The 15,088-nt window shown below is 60.5% G+C and carries 14 protein-coding genes; 10 read left to right on the top strand and 4 right to left on the bottom strand.

Annotated features, from left to right (window positions below):
- Positions 1 to 26 precede the first annotated feature (26 nt).
- Together GKKCFE_RS04600 and GKKCFE_RS04595 are read right to left on the bottom strand one after the other, a co-directional pair.
- The gene (locus tag GKKCFE_RS04600) at positions 27 to 752 is read right to left on the bottom strand and encodes an OmpA family protein (protein WP_445577538.1); all 726 of its coding nucleotides are present in this window, start codon (positions 750 to 752) and stop codon (positions 27 to 29) included.
- Between the two features lie 90 nt (positions 753 to 842).
- On the bottom strand, positions 843 to 1,538 hold the full coding sequence (locus GKKCFE_RS04595; protein ID WP_047228409.1) for an OmpA family protein: 696 nt from the start codon (positions 1,536 to 1,538) through the stop codon (positions 843 to 845).
- 192 nt (positions 1,539 to 1,730) lie between these two features.
- Here GKKCFE_RS04595 and GKKCFE_RS04590 point away from each other — a divergent pair, with 192 nt between their 5' ends.
- From GKKCFE_RS04590 to GKKCFE_RS04575, 4 genes are all read left to right on the top strand, one after another.
- Positions 1,731 to 2,228: a DUF6231 family protein gene (locus tag GKKCFE_RS04590; RefSeq protein WP_047228410.1), complete on the top strand. Its 498-nt coding sequence runs from the start codon at positions 1,731 to 1,733 to the stop codon at positions 2,226 to 2,228.
- 14 nt (positions 2,229 to 2,242) lie between these two features.
- Positions 2,243 to 2,719, top strand: coding sequence for a YchJ family protein (locus GKKCFE_RS04585; RefSeq protein ID WP_047228411.1), 477 nt, complete (start codon positions 2,243 to 2,245; stop codon positions 2,717 to 2,719).
- 67 nt (positions 2,720 to 2,786) lie between these two features.
- A complete protein-coding gene (locus GKKCFE_RS04580) occupies positions 2,787 to 3,272 on the top strand; it encodes an LEA type 2 family protein (protein WP_445577537.1) in 486 nt (161 codons plus the stop codon).
- Positions 3,273 to 3,277: 5 nt separating this feature from the next.
- Entirely contained in the window at positions 3,278 to 3,481 is a 204-nt protein-coding gene (locus tag GKKCFE_RS04575) for an SEC-C metal-binding domain-containing protein (RefSeq protein ID WP_047228413.1), read from the top strand.
- Positions 3,482 to 3,658: 177 nt separating this feature from the next.
- Here GKKCFE_RS04575 and GKKCFE_RS04570 read toward each other — a convergent pair whose 3' ends face one another.
- The gene (locus GKKCFE_RS04570) at positions 3,659 to 4,216 is read right to left on the bottom strand and encodes a cysteine hydrolase family protein (protein ID WP_445578027.1); all 558 of its coding nucleotides are present in this window, start codon (positions 4,214 to 4,216) and stop codon (positions 3,659 to 3,661) included.
- Positions 4,217 to 4,356: 140 nt separating this feature from the next.
- Between GKKCFE_RS04570 and GKKCFE_RS04565 the strand changes: the two genes are divergently transcribed.
- From GKKCFE_RS04565 to GKKCFE_RS04550, 4 genes are all read left to right on the top strand, one after another.
- Complete coding sequence (locus GKKCFE_RS04565) at positions 4,357 to 5,001, top strand: glutathione binding-like protein (RefSeq protein ID WP_445577536.1); 645 nt, start codon at positions 4,357 to 4,359, stop codon at positions 4,999 to 5,001.
- Between the two features lie 158 nt (positions 5,002 to 5,159).
- The gene (locus tag GKKCFE_RS04560) at positions 5,160 to 7,610 is read left to right on the top strand and encodes a penicillin acylase family protein (RefSeq protein ID WP_310662819.1); all 2,451 of its coding nucleotides are present in this window, start codon (positions 5,160 to 5,162) and stop codon (positions 7,608 to 7,610) included.
- A gap of 154 nt (positions 7,611 to 7,764) precedes the next feature.
- The gene (locus tag GKKCFE_RS04555) at positions 7,765 to 8,790 is read left to right on the top strand and encodes a ligase-associated DNA damage response exonuclease (RefSeq protein WP_316912708.1); all 1,026 of its coding nucleotides are present in this window, start codon (positions 7,765 to 7,767) and stop codon (positions 8,788 to 8,790) included.
- Entirely contained in the window at positions 8,787 to 10,478 is a 1,692-nt protein-coding gene (locus GKKCFE_RS04550; RefSeq protein ID WP_160891699.1) for an ATP-dependent DNA ligase, read from the top strand. Before GKKCFE_RS04555 ends, GKKCFE_RS04550 begins: the two co-directional genes overlap by 4 nt.
- Positions 10,479 to 10,514: 36 nt before the next feature.
- On the opposite strand, the gene GKKCFE_RS04545 is transcribed toward GKKCFE_RS04550, so the two are convergent.
- Entirely contained in the window at positions 10,515 to 12,425 is a 1,911-nt protein-coding gene (locus GKKCFE_RS04545) for a hypothetical protein (protein WP_445577535.1), read from the bottom strand.
- Positions 12,426 to 12,886: 461 nt separating this feature from the next.
- On the opposite strand from GKKCFE_RS04545, the gene GKKCFE_RS04540 reads away from it, so the two are divergent.
- Complete coding sequence (locus GKKCFE_RS04540) at positions 12,887 to 14,035, top strand: acyltransferase family protein (protein WP_445577534.1); 1,149 nt, start codon at positions 12,887 to 12,889, stop codon at positions 14,033 to 14,035.
- 217 nt (positions 14,036 to 14,252) lie between these two features.
- A complete protein-coding gene (locus GKKCFE_RS04535) occupies positions 14,253 to 15,035 on the top strand; it encodes a transporter substrate-binding domain-containing protein (protein WP_047228420.1) in 783 nt (260 codons plus the stop codon).
- Positions 15,036 to 15,088 lie beyond the last annotated feature (53 nt).

Here is a 15,088-nt window from a genome sequence, read left to right as displayed (position 1 = left end):
GCGACCCGACGGCTCTGGCACGCGGCTCAGCGCTGGATATGCAACTCAACCCGACGATTCTGCGCCCGCCCCTCATCGGTCTCGTTGTCGGCCACCGGCTCGCTTTCACCCTTGCCTTCACTGGTGAGCTTGTCCGGTGAAAGCCCCTGAGTAAGCAGATATTCCACCACGCTGCTTGCTCGGCGCTCGGACAGCCCCTGGTTGTAGGCATCAGTGCCGACGCTGTCGGTGTGCCCCACCACGCGGATGCTGGCGACATTGGCATGACCCAATTTGCTCATCAGCCCATCGAGTTGGCTTCGCGCGTCTTGAGTGAGATCGGATTTATCGAAGTCGAACAGCACCTTGCCGGCATCGTTGAGGGTGATCACTTCCGTGGCCGGTGCCTGAGGTTCAACCGGCGGAGCGCTGGCCGGGTATTGCGGCAACGGACAACCATGATGTTCAACCGGGGTATTGGCCGGCGTGTCGGGACAACGGTCACGGCGGTCGAACACGCCGTCATCGTCCTCGTCGCCATCCTGGGCGTAGCAGATCAGGCCGCCGGTCAACAGCCCCAGCGCAGCACCGCCCGCCGCCCAACCGCTGCTTTCGAGGGCCCCCAGGCCGCCGCCAACCAGACCGCCGATCAAGCTACAGACTGGCCAGGTGCGTTGATTGAGCGGTGCGCCGCCATCGCTGTGAGTGGCACAACCTGACAACAGACTGCCCGCCAGCAGTACCGGTAAGGCGGCCCTGAGTAGAACGTTCATGGTGAATGCTCCTGTGTTACCGGCCCATACCGGTCACACAGGAGTAAAGACCCGCATCCGCGACTGTACAAGCCGCGGATGACGGGGGCTTCAGCGATTTATCTTGATCTCCGTGCGGCGGTTCATGGCCCGACCATCGGCGGTGCTGTTGTCCGCCACCGGCTGGCTCTCACCGGCACCCTCCACCGAAACGAAGCTGGAACGGGGCACGCCGCTCTCAACCAGGTATTGCACCACCGCGTTGGCCCGTTGTTCAGACAGGCGCTGGTTATAGGCATCGCTGCCGACGCTGTCAGTGTGGCCGGTGACGCGCAGTTGCGCGGTGGACGTTTCCTGTTTGAGTCGGGTTGCAATCGTGCTCAGGACCTCCTTGTCTGCCGCCGTCAGCGTGGCCTTGTCGAATTCGAAATGCACGTCACGGATCACAATGGTTTCTTCCTGGACCACCACGACTTCTTCAACCATCGGCGCCGGTGCCGGTGGCGGGCAGCCGTCGGCATCGACTTGCACGCCCTTAGGCGTGCCCGGGCATTTGTCGCGGCTGTCCGGCACGCCATCGCCATCCTCATCGCCGTCGCCATGCACCCAGCAATAAGCCGCCGCCATGGTGCCGACAAACAATGCACCACCGCCGGCCCAGGAGGTGCTTTCGATGGCGCCCAATCCAGCGCCCGTCACACCGCCAACCGCCGCGCAGGTCGGCCAATCGGTTTTCTGCAAACCTGCGCAACCAGTCAACACACCGGTCAGCAGAACCAAGGGTAACGCTGTGCGAACTATGCTCATTGGGTTTTCTCCTTGTGGGATCGGCTTTGCGCCGATTCAGGGGAGTAAAGACCCGACTCCGCATCCGCGCCAGCATCACGCTATCGCGGTTTTTGCCCCCTATTTGCCGTAGATCGATACGTTTAAGCACAAACCGCTCTAGGCCATGGGGTCCGCGCAGGCTATCGTGGCGGCTCTGACAGAGGAACTTCGATGACCGTTGCCATTTCTTCCCGTACGCCCCAGCAAGCCCTGGCTGCCGTGCTGGACCGTTATGCCCCGAAAAAACTGCTGTTGATCGGGGCCAGCAGCTTCCCTGCCCTTGAGGCGTTCCAGCAAGCGCATCCTGATACTGAAGTGGTCCACGCCGCCCCTGGCGCCCTTGCGGCGGACGTGGCGGCGCGGCGTTTCGACCTGGCCTTGGCGCTTGATTGCCTGGAGCATTTGCCCAAACGCGACGGTCTGAATCTGTTGGGGGGCATCCGCAATCTCAACGCCAGCCGTATCGCCGTGCTGGCGGACCTCAATGCCTGCGGCTGGCAAGAAACTGATTTCTTTTCCCTGGCCCTGCAGGCCAGTGAGCGATTCCAGCGCGAGGAACAGGTGCTGACCCTGTTTACCTACGATCTGCTTGAATACAAACAAGTCCCTGACTGGCTCAACTCACGCTTTTGGGCCAACCCGGAAAACTTTGGAAAATACTGGTGGTAGCCGTGAACACAAGCATGCACACAACCATTTGCCCGTGCGGCAGTGGCAACCCACTGGACGCCTGCTGCGGCCATTACCACGATGGTCACCCGGCGCCCTGCGCCGAAGCCTTGATGCGTTCGCGTTATAGTGCCTACGTGCTGGGATTGGTGGACTATCTGGTAGCCACGACCTTGCCCGCCCAGCAGGACGGCCTGGATCGCCAATCCATCAGCGAGTGGAGCGCCAAAAGCACATGGCTCGGACTGGAGGTGGAAAGCAGCGAAGTATTCGGTGGCCAACCCGAACACGCCTTTGTCACCTTCACCGCGCGCTGGCACGACGGCCAGGGGGAACACAGCCACCGCGAACAGTCATCCTTCGTACAGAACGGCGCACGCTGGTACTTCATCGACCCGACAGTGCCAGTCAAGACCGGACGCAACGACACCTGCCCGTGCGGCAGTGGGCACAAATTCAAGAAGTGCTGCGCAGGCTACTTTAATCGCTGATATCGGAATCGTCCGACACTGCTGCGCTCGCCAGCAGGCTAGACTGGGATAAACCAGAGGCACGGACATGACCTTTTCATCACATCTGCTGCGCATCACCTGCCTGCTGCTGTTCATCGGGCTCGGCAGTTGTGCGTCCTGGCGAGGTGATGAGGCCCCTGAACCGCAGGTGCATCTGACCAAGGTCGAGGTGGTACGGGCGCGGCTGGTGGAGCAGAAGTTCATGCTGCACTTTCGTGTGGACAACCCCGACGACAGTGATTTGACCGTGCGCGGCATAACCTACCGCATTCATCTGGGCGACCTGTTGCTGACCGAAGGAGAGCACGAGCACTGGTTCACGGTGCGTCCCGGGCATAGCCGCTACTTCAGGGTTCCGATCCGCACCAACCTGTGGCCGCAGGTACGCAAGCTGGTGAAAATGCTCGAAAAACCCCGCCAGCAGATCCCCTATCGCCTGGAGGGTGAGCTGGAAACCGGTTTATTCATCGCCCACTACGTGCACCTGAGGCGCAATGGCGTGATAATCGCCGCCGATTTTATTGCGGAGTAACCCCGATGACCCAGCAACCCCACGTCCATGGCCCTGACTGCAACCACGATCATGACCATCACCACGATCATGATCACGGACATGTCCATGGCCCCAACTGTGGCCACGCCCACCAGGAACCGGTGCGCAACACCCTGAAGGATGTCGGCCGCAACGACCCTTGCCCATGCGGCAATGGCAAGAAATTCAAGAAGTGCCACGGCGCTTGATGATCCGGGCGAAGATAATCTTCGCCTATTGAATCGTCCTCGCGAGCAGGCTCGCTCCCACAGGGGCCTGCGGCGAACACAAAATCTGGATTCACTACTGAGCCCTGTGGGAGCCTGCTCGCGATGGGGCGTTTGAGGCTAATCCATACCGGCTGGGGCAACCCCACACACTCGGTTTCAACCCGCCCCAAGAATCTGCTTCACGCTGACCACCGTCGCATACTCGCCATGCAAGTTGCCCAGCGACATGGCATGGACCTCGCTAGCCGAACGGGCATGGCCGAAATAGTCAGCCTTGTCGAAGGTAAAACACGCGTCTTCGGCCACCCAAGTGTCGAATCCCAGATTGCCGGCCGTACGCGCCGTGGACTCCACCGAGTTGTTCGTCGCCACGCCCACGATCACCAATTGCCCAATCCCCGCTTCCCGCAAGTCTGTCTCCAGGCGCGTGCCGCAGAACGCATCCGGCACCTGCTTTTGAACCAGCCTTTCCCCGGCTAACGGCTCGAACCGCTCCTGAACCTCCACGCCCGACTGCCCGGGCCAGAACACTGAGTCCGGTGAGCGGGACAGGTGGTGGACATGAATCACCGGCCGTGCCGATTGTCGCCAGAAATCGAGCAACTGGAGCATGCGCAGCTCCGCATCGGGGTTGTTGCGAGGGCCTAGCCTGGGGTGAAGGATGCCTTTTTGTTGGTCGATAAGAATCAACGCTGCGTTTTTCTGTAACTCCATGCCGGTTTTCTCGTGCTCGGTCATTGAATTTTCCACACTTGAGCATCACCTCTTCCTACAGGCAAGCCTTTCGGCAATCAGGACGACCTCCCGCCGTCATGTGTTGTCCATCCATCACGCTGTCTTATCTGGAGCCCTCCATGATCGACCTGTATTACTGGACCACGCCCAACGGCCATAAAATCTCGTTGTTCCTTGAAGAAGCCGGCATGCCTTACAAGGTGCACCCGATCAACATCGGCCAGGCAGAGCAGTTCAAGCCCGACTTCCTGAAAATCGCTCCCAACAACCGCATTCCGGCGATCATCGACCACGAACCCGCCGATGGCGGCGAGCCGATTTCGCTGTTCGAGTCGGGCGCGATCCTGCTGTACCTGGCGGAAAAAACCGGCCGGTTCATTCCAGAGAATTTGCGCGGCCGGCAAGAAGCGTTGCAGTGGCTGTTCTGGCAGATGGGCGGCCTGGGGCCGATGGCCGGGCAGAATCATCACTTCAGCCGGTTCGCCCCGGAAAAAATCCCCTACGCGATCAAACGCTATGTCGACGAAACCGCTCGTCTGTATGGTGTGCTGGATCGCCGCCTGGCGGACCGTGAATTCGTGGCGGGCAACGACTACAGCATTGCCGACATGGCGATTTATCCCTGGACCGTTTCACACCAATGGCAAAGCCAGCGGCTGGAAGACTTCCCGAACGTGCAGCGCTGGTTCAATCGCATCAAGGAGCGCCCGGCCACTGCCAAGGCCTATGCCCTGGTGGACAAGGTCAACCCGCCCAAGCCCTGAGCCCTCCTGATACACCCAAAACCCTGCTGTGGGTAAGCCTCACAGCAGGCTTTCATCGCCAAATCAACAAATAACCCCTGCCCCCGCTTGCGCGCCCTCCTCCTGCTCACTAACGTAGCGCCTTTATCGGTGCCCCCCCCTCCCGCAGGAGCTTTGCCATGGCCTCGCCAGCCTCTATTTTTCCCTTCCCCCGGCTCGGCGTTGCCGCCGCAGTGGCCAGTGTGCTCGGTCTGAGCGGTTGCCAGACCTGGAACGCCCAGGACACGGTTCCTCCGACGTCCGGCGTGCAACCGCTCAAGGGGCTGGCGCAGAACGTCTCGGTTCGACGCAATGCCATGGGCATGCCACTGATCGAGAGCAACAATTTCCATGACGCCCTGTTCAGCCTCGGCTACGTCCATGCCAGCGACCGCATCAGCCAGATGGTGACCATGCGCCTGCTGGCTCAGGGTCGTCTGGCAGAAATGTCCGGCGCCGAACGACTGGACGTCGATCGCTACATGCGTGCGGTCAACCTGAAGAAAAGCGCCGACGAGCTGTACAAAGCCTCCTCGCCGCGGCTCAAACGCTTCTTCGAAGTCTATGCCCGCGGCGTCAACGCGTACCTGTTCCGCTATCGCGACAAGTTGCCGCCGGATCTGGCCGCCAACGGCTACAAACCCGAATACTGGAAACCGCAAGATTCGGCGCTGATGTTTTGCCTGCTCAATTTCAGCCAATCGGCCAACCTGCCGGAAGAAATCGCCGCCTTGGTGCTGGCCCAGACGGTCACCCAGGACAAGCTGGCCTGGCTGAGCCCCTCGTACCCGGATGAACAACTGCCGATGGCCGAGGCCGATAAGCTCCAGGGCCTGCGGCTCAGCGGTCAGGTCCCGGGCCTCAACGAAGTCAGCAAGGCCAGCGCTCAGTTGTCCGAACTGAATTTGCTGAATATTGCTTCCTCCAGCAACTGGGCCATCGCCCCGCAGCGCAGCCGCAACGGCAAGAGTCTGTTGGCCAGCGACAGCCATGGCCCATTGAGCGTGCCGTCACTGTGGGTTCCTGTGCAGATTCGTGCGCCCAAGTATCAGGCCGCCGGGGTTTCCGTGGCGGGCATCCCGATGATTCTGGCGGGGTTCAACGGCAAAGTGGCCTGGAGCATGAGCAGCGTGTTGGGCGACAACCAGGACCTGTTCCTGGAAAAAATCCGACGCCAGGGCAATGGTCTGTCCTACGAGGTCAACGGCAAATGGCAGCCGGTGATGGTCCGCAACGAGACCTACTTCATCAAAGGCCAGCGACCGATTCGCGAAGCGGTGTATGAGACCCGCCACGGCCCGCTGCTCAACAGTGTCCAGGGCTCGGCCATGGCCAACGGTCTTGGCCTGGCCTTACAGACGCCGAGCTTTAGCGACGACAAAACCCTGGACGCGTTCTTTGACTTGTCCCGAGCGCAGAATGTCGAGAAAGCCTCCGATGCCAGCCGTGAAATCCGCGCCATCGCGGTGAACATGATCTTTGCCGACGCCAGCCACATTGGTTGGCAAGTTACCGGGCGCTATCCGAACCGCCGCGAAGGCGAAGGCCTGTTGCCATCGCCCGGTTGGGAAGGTCGCTACGATTGGGATGGCTACGCCGACCCGATGCTGCACCCCTACGATCAGGATCCGGCCCAGGGCTGGCTCGGCGCCGCCAACCAGCGAGTCATTCCCGACGGCTACGGCATGCAGTTGTCCAATTCCTGGGGCGCACCGGAGCGCGGCGAGCGTATAGCCGAGCTGGCCGGGGCCGGCAAGCACGACAGCCGCAGCCTGACTGCCATGCAATATGACCAGACCACGACCTTTGCCGCCAAGCTCAAGAAAGTCTTCGAAGCCCCGGGCATGGCCCAACCGCTCAAGCAGGCGATCGATGCGCTAACAGTGGCGGACCGGGCCAAGGCTCGCGAGGCCTATACCCGGCTGATGGCTTTCGATGGCCGGCTCAGCCCAAGCTCCGCCGACGCCGCGATTTATGAACTGTTTCTGCAGGAAAGCATGAAGCAGATCTTCCTCGACGAACTGGGTCCGGACAGCAGCCCGGCGTGGAAAGCGCTGCTCGCCAACGGTCAGTTGTCCTACTCGGCCCAGGCCGATCACTTGCTCGGTCGCGAAGACAGCCCGTTCTGGGATGACGTGCGCACACCGCAGAAGGAAGACAAATCCGTGATCCTGGCCCGCAGCCTGGCAGCGGCCATCACTGCTGGCGACAGCCAGTTGGGCGGTGACCACAAGGCTTGGCAGTGGGGCAAGCTGCATCGCTACGAATGGAAGAACAGCAGCGGCCAAATCGTGCGCGGCCCCCTGCCCGCCGGCGGCGATGCCTCCACGCTCAACAGCTCGGCATTCGCCTGGGGCGAGAGTTTCAACACCACCCTGGCGCCGGCCATGCGGTTCATCGTCGACTTCGGCCAGCCCGAGCCGTTGATGATCCAGGGCGGCACCGGCCAGTCTGGCAACCCCGCCAGCCCGAACTACATCAATGGCATTGATCCGTGGATCAAGGGGAACTATCAGAACCTGCCATTGCAGCCGCAGAACTTTGAGCGGGCGTACGGCAAGGCGCGCTTGACCCTGGTGCCCGGTAAGTAGGCTGTCCTGTGTGGCGAGGGAATTTATCCCCGCTGGGCTAAACCCCCTCGCCACATTTGTCCGCCCTGCCACCTGATCCTGCCGCACCAAACCCGATAGAACTTCTCCTCCCGCCCCCGCCTCTACCAGACAAGCCCATCTTCCCGGTGAATGCATGGATCTTGTCATTGCCCGCCCCGAAGGCCTGTACTGCCCGCCCGGAGATTTCTACATCGACCCCTGGCGCCCGGTGGAACATTCGGTCATCACCCACGCCCACGGCGATCACGCCCGTGGTGGCAACCAACACTACTTGGCAGCGGCCCCCGGCGAAGGCATTTTGCGTTCGCGATTGGGCCAGGACATCAACCTGCAAACCCTGGCCTACGGCGAGCGCTTGCTGCACCACGGCGTGAGCTTGAGTTTTCATCCTGCCGGCCACGTGCTGGGTTCGGCCCAGGTGCGCCTGGAATATAAAGGCGAGGTCTGGGTGGCGTCCGGGGACTACAAGGTCGAACCCGACGGCACCTGCGCGCCGTTCGAACCGGTGAAGTGTCATACGTTCATTACCGAATCCACCTTCGGCCTGCCGATCTATCGCTGGCAGCCTCAAGCGCAGGTCTTCGACGAAATCAATCAGTGGTGGCGCGGCAACATTGCCGTCGGCCGGGCCAGCGTGCTGTTCTGCTATTCCTTCGGCAAAGCCCAGCGGATTCTCCACGGAATTGACGCGAGCCTGGGTCCGATCCTGGCCCACGGTGCGGTAGAACCCCTGAACCGGGTCTATCGCGAGGCCGGGATCCGTTTGCCAGCGACGGTCTATGCCGGCGACATCAAAAAGAACGACCCGATCATGAACCAGGCGCTGATCATCGCTCCCCCCTCTGCCGGTGGGAGCACCTGGATGCGCCGTTTCGGTGACTACAGCGACGCCTTCGCCAGCGGCTGGATGCGCCTGCGGGGCACCCGTCGGCGACGCGGCGTGGATCGCGGCTTTGTGCTGTCCGACCACGCCGATTGGCCCGGCTTGCTCTGGGCCATCGAACAGACCGGCGCCGAGCGGGTGATGGTCACCCACGGTTCAGTGGGCGTACTGGTGCGCCATTTGTGCGAGCAAGGCCTGGATGCCCAAGGCTTCAGCACCGAATACGGTGACGATGAAGAAGACTCAGGCAGCGCCACCGACGAGGACGCGTCATGAAAGCCTTCGCCCAGTTGTATGCCGAACTGGACGCCACCACCTCCAGCAATGCCAAGCTCGCCGCCATGCAGGATTACTTCACCAAGGCCCCGCCCCAGGACGCAGCGTGGGCCGTGTATTTCCTGTCTGGAGGGCGCCCGCGACAACTGGTACCGGTCAAGACCTTGAGGGAACTGGCGGTGCAGATATCCGGGTTGTCGCTGTGGCTGTTCGAAGAAAGCTATCAAGCCGTGGGTGATCTGGCTGAAACCATCTCACTGGTCCTGCCAGAATCACCTCAGCGTTCCGACGAAGGCCTGGCGCTGTGGATCGAAGAGAAACTCCTGCCGCTGCGCGGTGAATCGCCCGAGGTGCTGGCGGTGCGGTTGCCGGCGTTGTGGGCGCAACTCGACCGAGCCAGCCTGATGCTGTGCATCAAACTCATCACCGGCAGTTTCCGCGTGGGCGTGTCCAAGTTGCTGGTCACGCGCGCGCTGGCGGCCATGGCCGGGCTGGACAGCAAACGGGTCGCCCAGCGGCTGGTGGGGTATACCGACCTGTCCCATCGTCCGACCGCTGCAGGCTACCTCAAGCTCATCGCTGCCGAATCCGCTGATGAGCACGCCCAGCGCGGCGGCCAGCCTTATCCGTTCTTCCTGGCTCATGCGTTATCGCAAGCGGTGGAGCAATTCGACACGACGCTGGGACCGGCCAGTGACTGGCAGGTGGAATGGAAGTGGGACGGAATCCGCGCCCAGGTGGTCAAGCGCGATGGCCATTTGTGGGTCTGGTCCCGGGGCGAAGAGCTGGTCACCGAGCGCTTCCCCGAATTGCACAGCCTGGCGCAGGCGTTGCCCGACGGCACGGTGATCGACGGCGAAATCGTGGTATGGAAAGCCGCGCCGCCATCCACCGCGGATGCCTTCGATCCGGATACGCCGCTGGAACCGAGGGTGCAGCCCTTTGCCCTGCTGCAACAACGCATCGGCCGCAAAACCCTGGGCAAGAAAGTCCTCGAAGACGCCCCCGTGGTGGTGATGGCCTACGACCTGCTGGAATGGCAAGGCGAGGACTGGCGCAGTCGTGTGCAGACCGAGCGCCGCGAACAACTGCAGACCCTGATTGCCCACTGCCGCAGCGCGGTGCTGTTGCCCTCCCCGATCATCACCGGCAAGGATTGGTTCGACCTCGCCCGGCAGCGCGAAGCGTCCCGCAGCCTCGGCGTCGAAGGCATGATGCTCAAGGCCCGCGACGCGCTGTACGGCGTTGGCCGGACCAAGGACATGGGCGTGTGGTGGAAGTGGAAGATCGACCCGTTCAGTGTCGACGCGGTACTGATCTATGCGCAACGCGGGCATGGCCGCCGCGCCAGCTTGTACAGCGACTACACCTTCGCCGTCTGGGACAACCCGCCGGGCAGCCGCGAACGCACACTGGTGCCGTTCGCCAAGGCGTATTCGGGGCTGACCGATGAACAAATGCGTCAGGTCGACAGCATCGTGCGCAAGACCACCGTGGAGAAGTTCGGCCCGGTGAGCAGCGTCACGCCGACCCTGGTTTTTGAGCTGGGCTTCGAAGGTATAGCCTTGTCCAAACGCCACAAGAGTGGGATCGCCGTGCGCTTCCCGCGGATGCTGCGCTGGCGCCAGGACAAAAGCGTCGAGGAGGCTGACACGCTGGCGACGCTTCAGGATCTGTTGAAAGGTTGACCGTTCCCCTCCGAACAGGGCCAGCGTCGGCCCGTGTCATGACGCCCTCCACATCAAGGCGAAAATACTTTCACCCGGTACTTCAAAACGTATGCGTCCATCCCGGCACTGGACAGGGGCATCGCGCTGGCGGCTATCAGGACCGAAAAGGGCGAGGGATGGGCAGGCAGTGCCTGCGCCCTGCAGGCTGATCCGTTGCAGACGGTCGCCCTTGTTTACCCCCAGCACGCTGCGTTCGTTGCCGCGGGCCATCGCCAGGGCATCGACCTCGAACGCGCTGTTGTCCATACGCAGAACCTGATCGAGCCAGTGCGACTGGATGAATTGCTGCGCCAAGCCTACCGGTTTGAGCTCGAAGCGATCGGGTCCTGGCAGGCGGATCATGCCTTTGAGGTGGTGCGGATCGTCAGCGGCCTGAAACCAATTGAGCACGTCGAGCAAACCATCCTGGGCTGAGTTGATCGCAACCGAGGCCCACCAGAGCGATGCGAAGTGCGTCTCCTGTTCGTAGGGGCTCACGCTTGAGCCACTGGAGATATTGGTCTGGTCCAGCAACAGCGCCTTGCGTGGCCGGCCATTGGCTTGCAGGCCGACGACTTCGGCAGCCCGGCGCACGGAGTCGCGGTAGACCCGGGTGGCCAGCAGGTCGCGAATCATCCACTCGTGCCAGGCCAAGGCATCGATTTGTGCTGCCGATTCGTCGAGCATCCGCCGAGCCCAGTCGATGCCACGGTGCTGGGCGCCTCGTCGCGTAAACGGTCCGTTGACGAAACGCGAGCTGGCGGGCATGGCGATGCGCACACCGGCCTCCCGCGCCCCCGGGTAGTCGAGCACCTGACGATACATGGCGTCGAAGAAGTGCTTGTACGTCGCATAGTCGGGATAGTTGTAATTGGGTTCGTCGGCAAACGAGAGGTAGTGCGTGCCGCTACCCAGGGCTACGGTGGCCGCCAGCCAGGCGTTCAGGCCGGCGTTGCTCTGGCTGTTGGCCTTCAGGTCGGCCTTACGCCCAGTGGCGGCCAGCAAGGTGATGTTCGTATCAATGCCACCGCGTTCCAGGTAAAAACGCCTGAAGGCATCTTCGTAATGGGGGTCAGCGGCCATGATGTCGACGGCGCTGTAAAAACTGCCCGCACGGGGCTTGAGCGCGTCGAGCGCGCTGTAGCTTGCCGGCGGTGGAAGCAGGTAGGGCAAGGCCAAGCCCAGGCGCGGCGTGGGGCCCAGCATGTCGGGGTGCAGGGCCAGTTCGGTGCGGCCACTGTCCTGCCGCAGCGGCTGCAGGTGCTGCGGGCGCTGGGCGAACAGGTTGGCGGTGCCGTCCAGCCAGAAGGCCGCTTTACCTCTACCTTGCAGGCGCAGGCGCCAGTCTTGATCCCTATCGCTGACGGGTAAGGCAACCTGGTCGAACTTCGGGTACTCCTGGTAGGGCTTGAGCCTCAGTTCGACTGTTTTGCCATCGCCCAGGCGCTCGGCATTCAGAGCCCTGACGCCGCCGAAATACTTGCCTGCCAAGATCGCCTGCTCGCCACCGCGGACCTTGAAATACAACTCGACGTTGGCGGCGGTCTCGACGCTGAAGTGCACTTTCGTCGGCGCGAACAGGGCGACGGTCTTGTCGTCGTGCTCGAAGCGATAGCGCCTGAAGCTATAGCCCGGGACTTCGACACGGTAACTGGCGGCGCTGGCGGGCAATGCCCAGTCTTGTTTGCCGCTCCCTTCGCTGGCGGGAATAAAACGCTCGTCGCGCAGTTGCCCCTGGCCGTCGAGCAAGTAGATGCGTTCTTCATTAGCGTCGGTTTGCCAGGCCGGCATCCAACTGACGCGCAAGGTGTCGTCGCGCCCTGCCTGCAAATAGAGGCTGCCGTCACGCACATCGCCCCAGCGCATTGGTGCGGCCTGGGCCAGGCTGCTGAACGCCAGCGTTAATATCACGGCGATGCGTTTCATAATGTCCTTTTCACCATCTAACTGAGGCGCGCTAGCGCTCTGCCATCATCGCTTTATACAGTAGTCGCTGTGTAACAGGCGTGAGAAAAATAGTGTGAATCGTCGATGAACGGCATTTGAAGATATGTATTCAGATGGCGTTTTATGCGTTTCTAAAAAAACTATTGATGCCCCGCCCACTAGCAGTTTTTCTGACGCCGTAATTGCGTCATCAGGGTATCTATCACGACAATAAAAAACCGACTTGCTCTTTTAAAGAGCAATGCTAACGTGACATCAGAGCCCACTATTTATTTAAGTGTCTTAAACCGTCCAGATCCTGCGCCAGGCCCTTCATGCACAGTGACGGGGATACCCTCATTCAGGGAGTGGGCAGCCGCCCTCCCAGGGTGCTGCCCCAATGACGTGGCGACCGGAGTGAAACCCAAGACGTGCCAATCGTACAAGCAAGGGAGCCTGACATGCGCGCAGAGCAGCGGTTTCATTCACTGGACAGTTTCAGGGGGTTGATGGCCATTTCAGTAATGCTCTATCACTTGCGCGTCAGCGGTAGTTTCACCGAATGGTTGTTATTCCGTCACGCTGAAGTATTTGTATCTTTCTTTTTTGTATTGAGTGGCTTTGTATTGACGCACGCCTATGGCAGCTCGGTAAAATTTAACTTTAGAAAGTTCTTCATTTCACGAACCTTCCGCTTGCTTCCCTTGCACCTCTTTATGTTGGGCGTCTTTATACTGTTAGAGTGCGGTCGATATTGGGCTGCGCAAAAAGGCATGGACTTCAACAATGCGCCATTCTCAGGAAAGTTCGCCCCTTCTGAAATCCTGCCGAATGCACTGCTGTTGCAATCCTGGACGCATTTGACTAACCCACTGTCATTCAACTATCCGTCCTGGAGCATCAGTATCGAGTATTACACCTACATGATCTTCGCCCTGATCGTGTGTATCGCTTTCGGCATCAGAACATGGATATGGGCGACGGTGGTGCTCGTGGCCTTGGCGCTGATGTATGCCGGTAATACCTTCTTCACCATCGAGTCGCTGCGCGGCCTCGCTTACTTTTTCACTGGCTGTCTGGCTTACGCCGTGTACCTGAGGCTCCCTCAGCCCAGCCGGGCCCAGACCTGGTTATTGAGCACGCTTGAAGTGGCGGCTGTGACAGTGGCGCTGATTTTCGTGATCAACGATTTTGCAGGCAAGCAGTTGTGGGCCAGTCCGTTGTTCGCTGTCATCGTTGTGATATTCGCCTTTGATCGTGGAGCCGTGTCGCGGCTGTTGGCGGGCCGTGGCTTCGGTTTTCTCGGCAAGTTGTCTTATTCCATCTACCTGACCCACGCGGCCGTTCTGTTTTGCGTAGTGTCGGCATTCATGGTGGCGAAGAAAATCGTTGGCGTTGACATTGCACCGGTGATCGACGGGACTCGCTACCTGGACCTCGGTAATGTACTGCTCAACAACCTCATCGCTTTGCTGGTAGCGGGATCGGTAGTCCTGGTGTCGATGTTCACCTACCGATATGTCGAAATGACCGGGCAATCCCTTGGCCGAGCGCTTAGCAACACCCCCTCGCACAGCGGTCCGGTATTGAGACCTGATACCGAGGCGTGAAAAAACAGCAGCGTCCGCGCCATCCTGGTGCATCTTTTAATGCCTGCTCATCCCCGCGCACCATCACGTCCCGCTGGCTGCCGCCAAAGTTTTTAAAACGCTTGTTCGGCACTCTGGTTCGGAAATTGCTACCTTTATGCCGTCATACCGTTCTCGCCTTCACCGGTAACAATACTTACGCGCCACAAGCGCTCATATTGGTTTTAGGGATTGAATAATGAAAAAAGCACTGCTGACCCTTTCTGCACTGGCGTTGTGCATGGCCGCCGGCGTCGCCACGGCCAAGGAATACAAGGAACTGCGTTTTGGTGTCGACCCGTCCTATGCCCCGTTTGAATCCAAGGCCGCCGACGGTAGCCTGGTAGGTTTCGATATCGACCTGGGCAATGCAATCTGCGAAGAATTGAAGGTCAAGTGCCGCTGGGTCGAAAGCGATTTCGACGGCATGATCCCTGGCCTGAAGGCCAATAAGTTCGACGGCGTGATCTCGTCCATGACCGTGACCCCGGCCCGGGAAAAAGTCATCGACTTCTCCAACGAGCTGTTCTCCGGCCCGACCTCGTATGTGTTCAAGAAGGGTTCCGGCCTGAGCGAAGATGTCGCGTCCCTCAAAGGCAAGACCGTCGGTTACGAGCAAGGCACCATCCAGGAAACCTATGCCAAAACCGTGCTGGACAAGGCTGGGGTCAAGACCCAGGCCTACCAGAACCAGGACCAGGTTTATGCCGACCTGACCTCCGGCCGCCTCGATGCGTCGATCCAGGACATGCTGCAGGCCGAACTGGGCTTCTTGAAATCGCCAAAAGGTGGTGACTATGAAGTCAGCAAACCCGTGGACAGCGAACTGCTGCCTTCCAAGACCGCCATCGGTATCAAGAAAGGTAACAAAGAGCTGAAGGCTCTTTTGGATAAAGGTATCAAAGCGTTACACGAAGACGGCAAGTACGCCGAGATCCAGAAGAAACACTTTGGCGATCTGAATCTGTACAGCGGCAAATAATGCGCAGCGCCCATCCGGCCTCGGATGGGCGCTTTTTTTCTGCCAAAGGCCTC

The organism is Pseudomonas sp. E141, assembly GCF_052659885.1.
Note: the sequence above shows the minus strand (reverse complement) of the source record. Positions and strands in the feature narration are given on the sequence as shown.

What these genes read in the sequence shown, in the direction of transcription:
- GKKCFE_RS04600 (WP_445577538.1), bottom strand. Translation starts at nt 752, where the DNA reads ATGAACGTTCTACTCAGGGCCGCCTTACCGGTACTGCTGGCGGGCAGT.
- GKKCFE_RS04595 (WP_047228409.1), bottom strand. Translation starts at nt 1,538, where the DNA reads ATGAGCATAGTTCGCACAGCGTTACCCTTGGTTCTGCTGACCGGTGTG.
- GKKCFE_RS04590 (WP_047228410.1), top strand. Translation starts at nt 1,731, where the DNA reads ATGACCGTTGCCATTTCTTCCCGTACGCCCCAGCAAGCCCTGGCTGCC.
- GKKCFE_RS04585 (WP_047228411.1), top strand. Translation starts at nt 2,243, where the DNA reads ATGCACACAACCATTTGCCCGTGCGGCAGTGGCAACCCACTGGACGCC.
- GKKCFE_RS04580 (WP_445577537.1), top strand. Translation starts at nt 2,787, where the DNA reads ATGACCTTTTCATCACATCTGCTGCGCATCACCTGCCTGCTGCTGTTC.
- GKKCFE_RS04575 (WP_047228413.1), top strand. Translation starts at nt 3,278, where the DNA reads ATGACCCAGCAACCCCACGTCCATGGCCCTGACTGCAACCACGATCAT.
- GKKCFE_RS04570 (WP_445578027.1), bottom strand. Translation starts at nt 4,216, where the DNA reads ATGGAGTTACAGAAAAACGCAGCGTTGATTCTTATCGACCAACAAAAA.
- GKKCFE_RS04565 (WP_445577536.1), top strand. Translation starts at nt 4,357, where the DNA reads ATGATCGACCTGTATTACTGGACCACGCCCAACGGCCATAAAATCTCG.
- GKKCFE_RS04560 (WP_310662819.1), top strand. Translation starts at nt 5,160, where the DNA reads ATGGCCTCGCCAGCCTCTATTTTTCCCTTCCCCCGGCTCGGCGTTGCC.
- GKKCFE_RS04555 (WP_316912708.1), top strand. Translation starts at nt 7,765, where the DNA reads ATGGATCTTGTCATTGCCCGCCCCGAAGGCCTGTACTGCCCGCCCGGA.
- GKKCFE_RS04550 (WP_160891699.1), top strand. Translation starts at nt 8,787, where the DNA reads ATGAAAGCCTTCGCCCAGTTGTATGCCGAACTGGACGCCACCACCTCC.
- GKKCFE_RS04545 (WP_445577535.1), bottom strand. Translation starts at nt 12,425, where the DNA reads ATGAAACGCATCGCCGTGATATTAACGCTGGCGTTCAGCAGCCTGGCC.
- GKKCFE_RS04540 (WP_445577534.1), top strand. Translation starts at nt 12,887, where the DNA reads ATGCGCGCAGAGCAGCGGTTTCATTCACTGGACAGTTTCAGGGGGTTG.
- GKKCFE_RS04535 (WP_047228420.1), top strand. Translation starts at nt 14,253, where the DNA reads ATGAAAAAAGCACTGCTGACCCTTTCTGCACTGGCGTTGTGCATGGCC.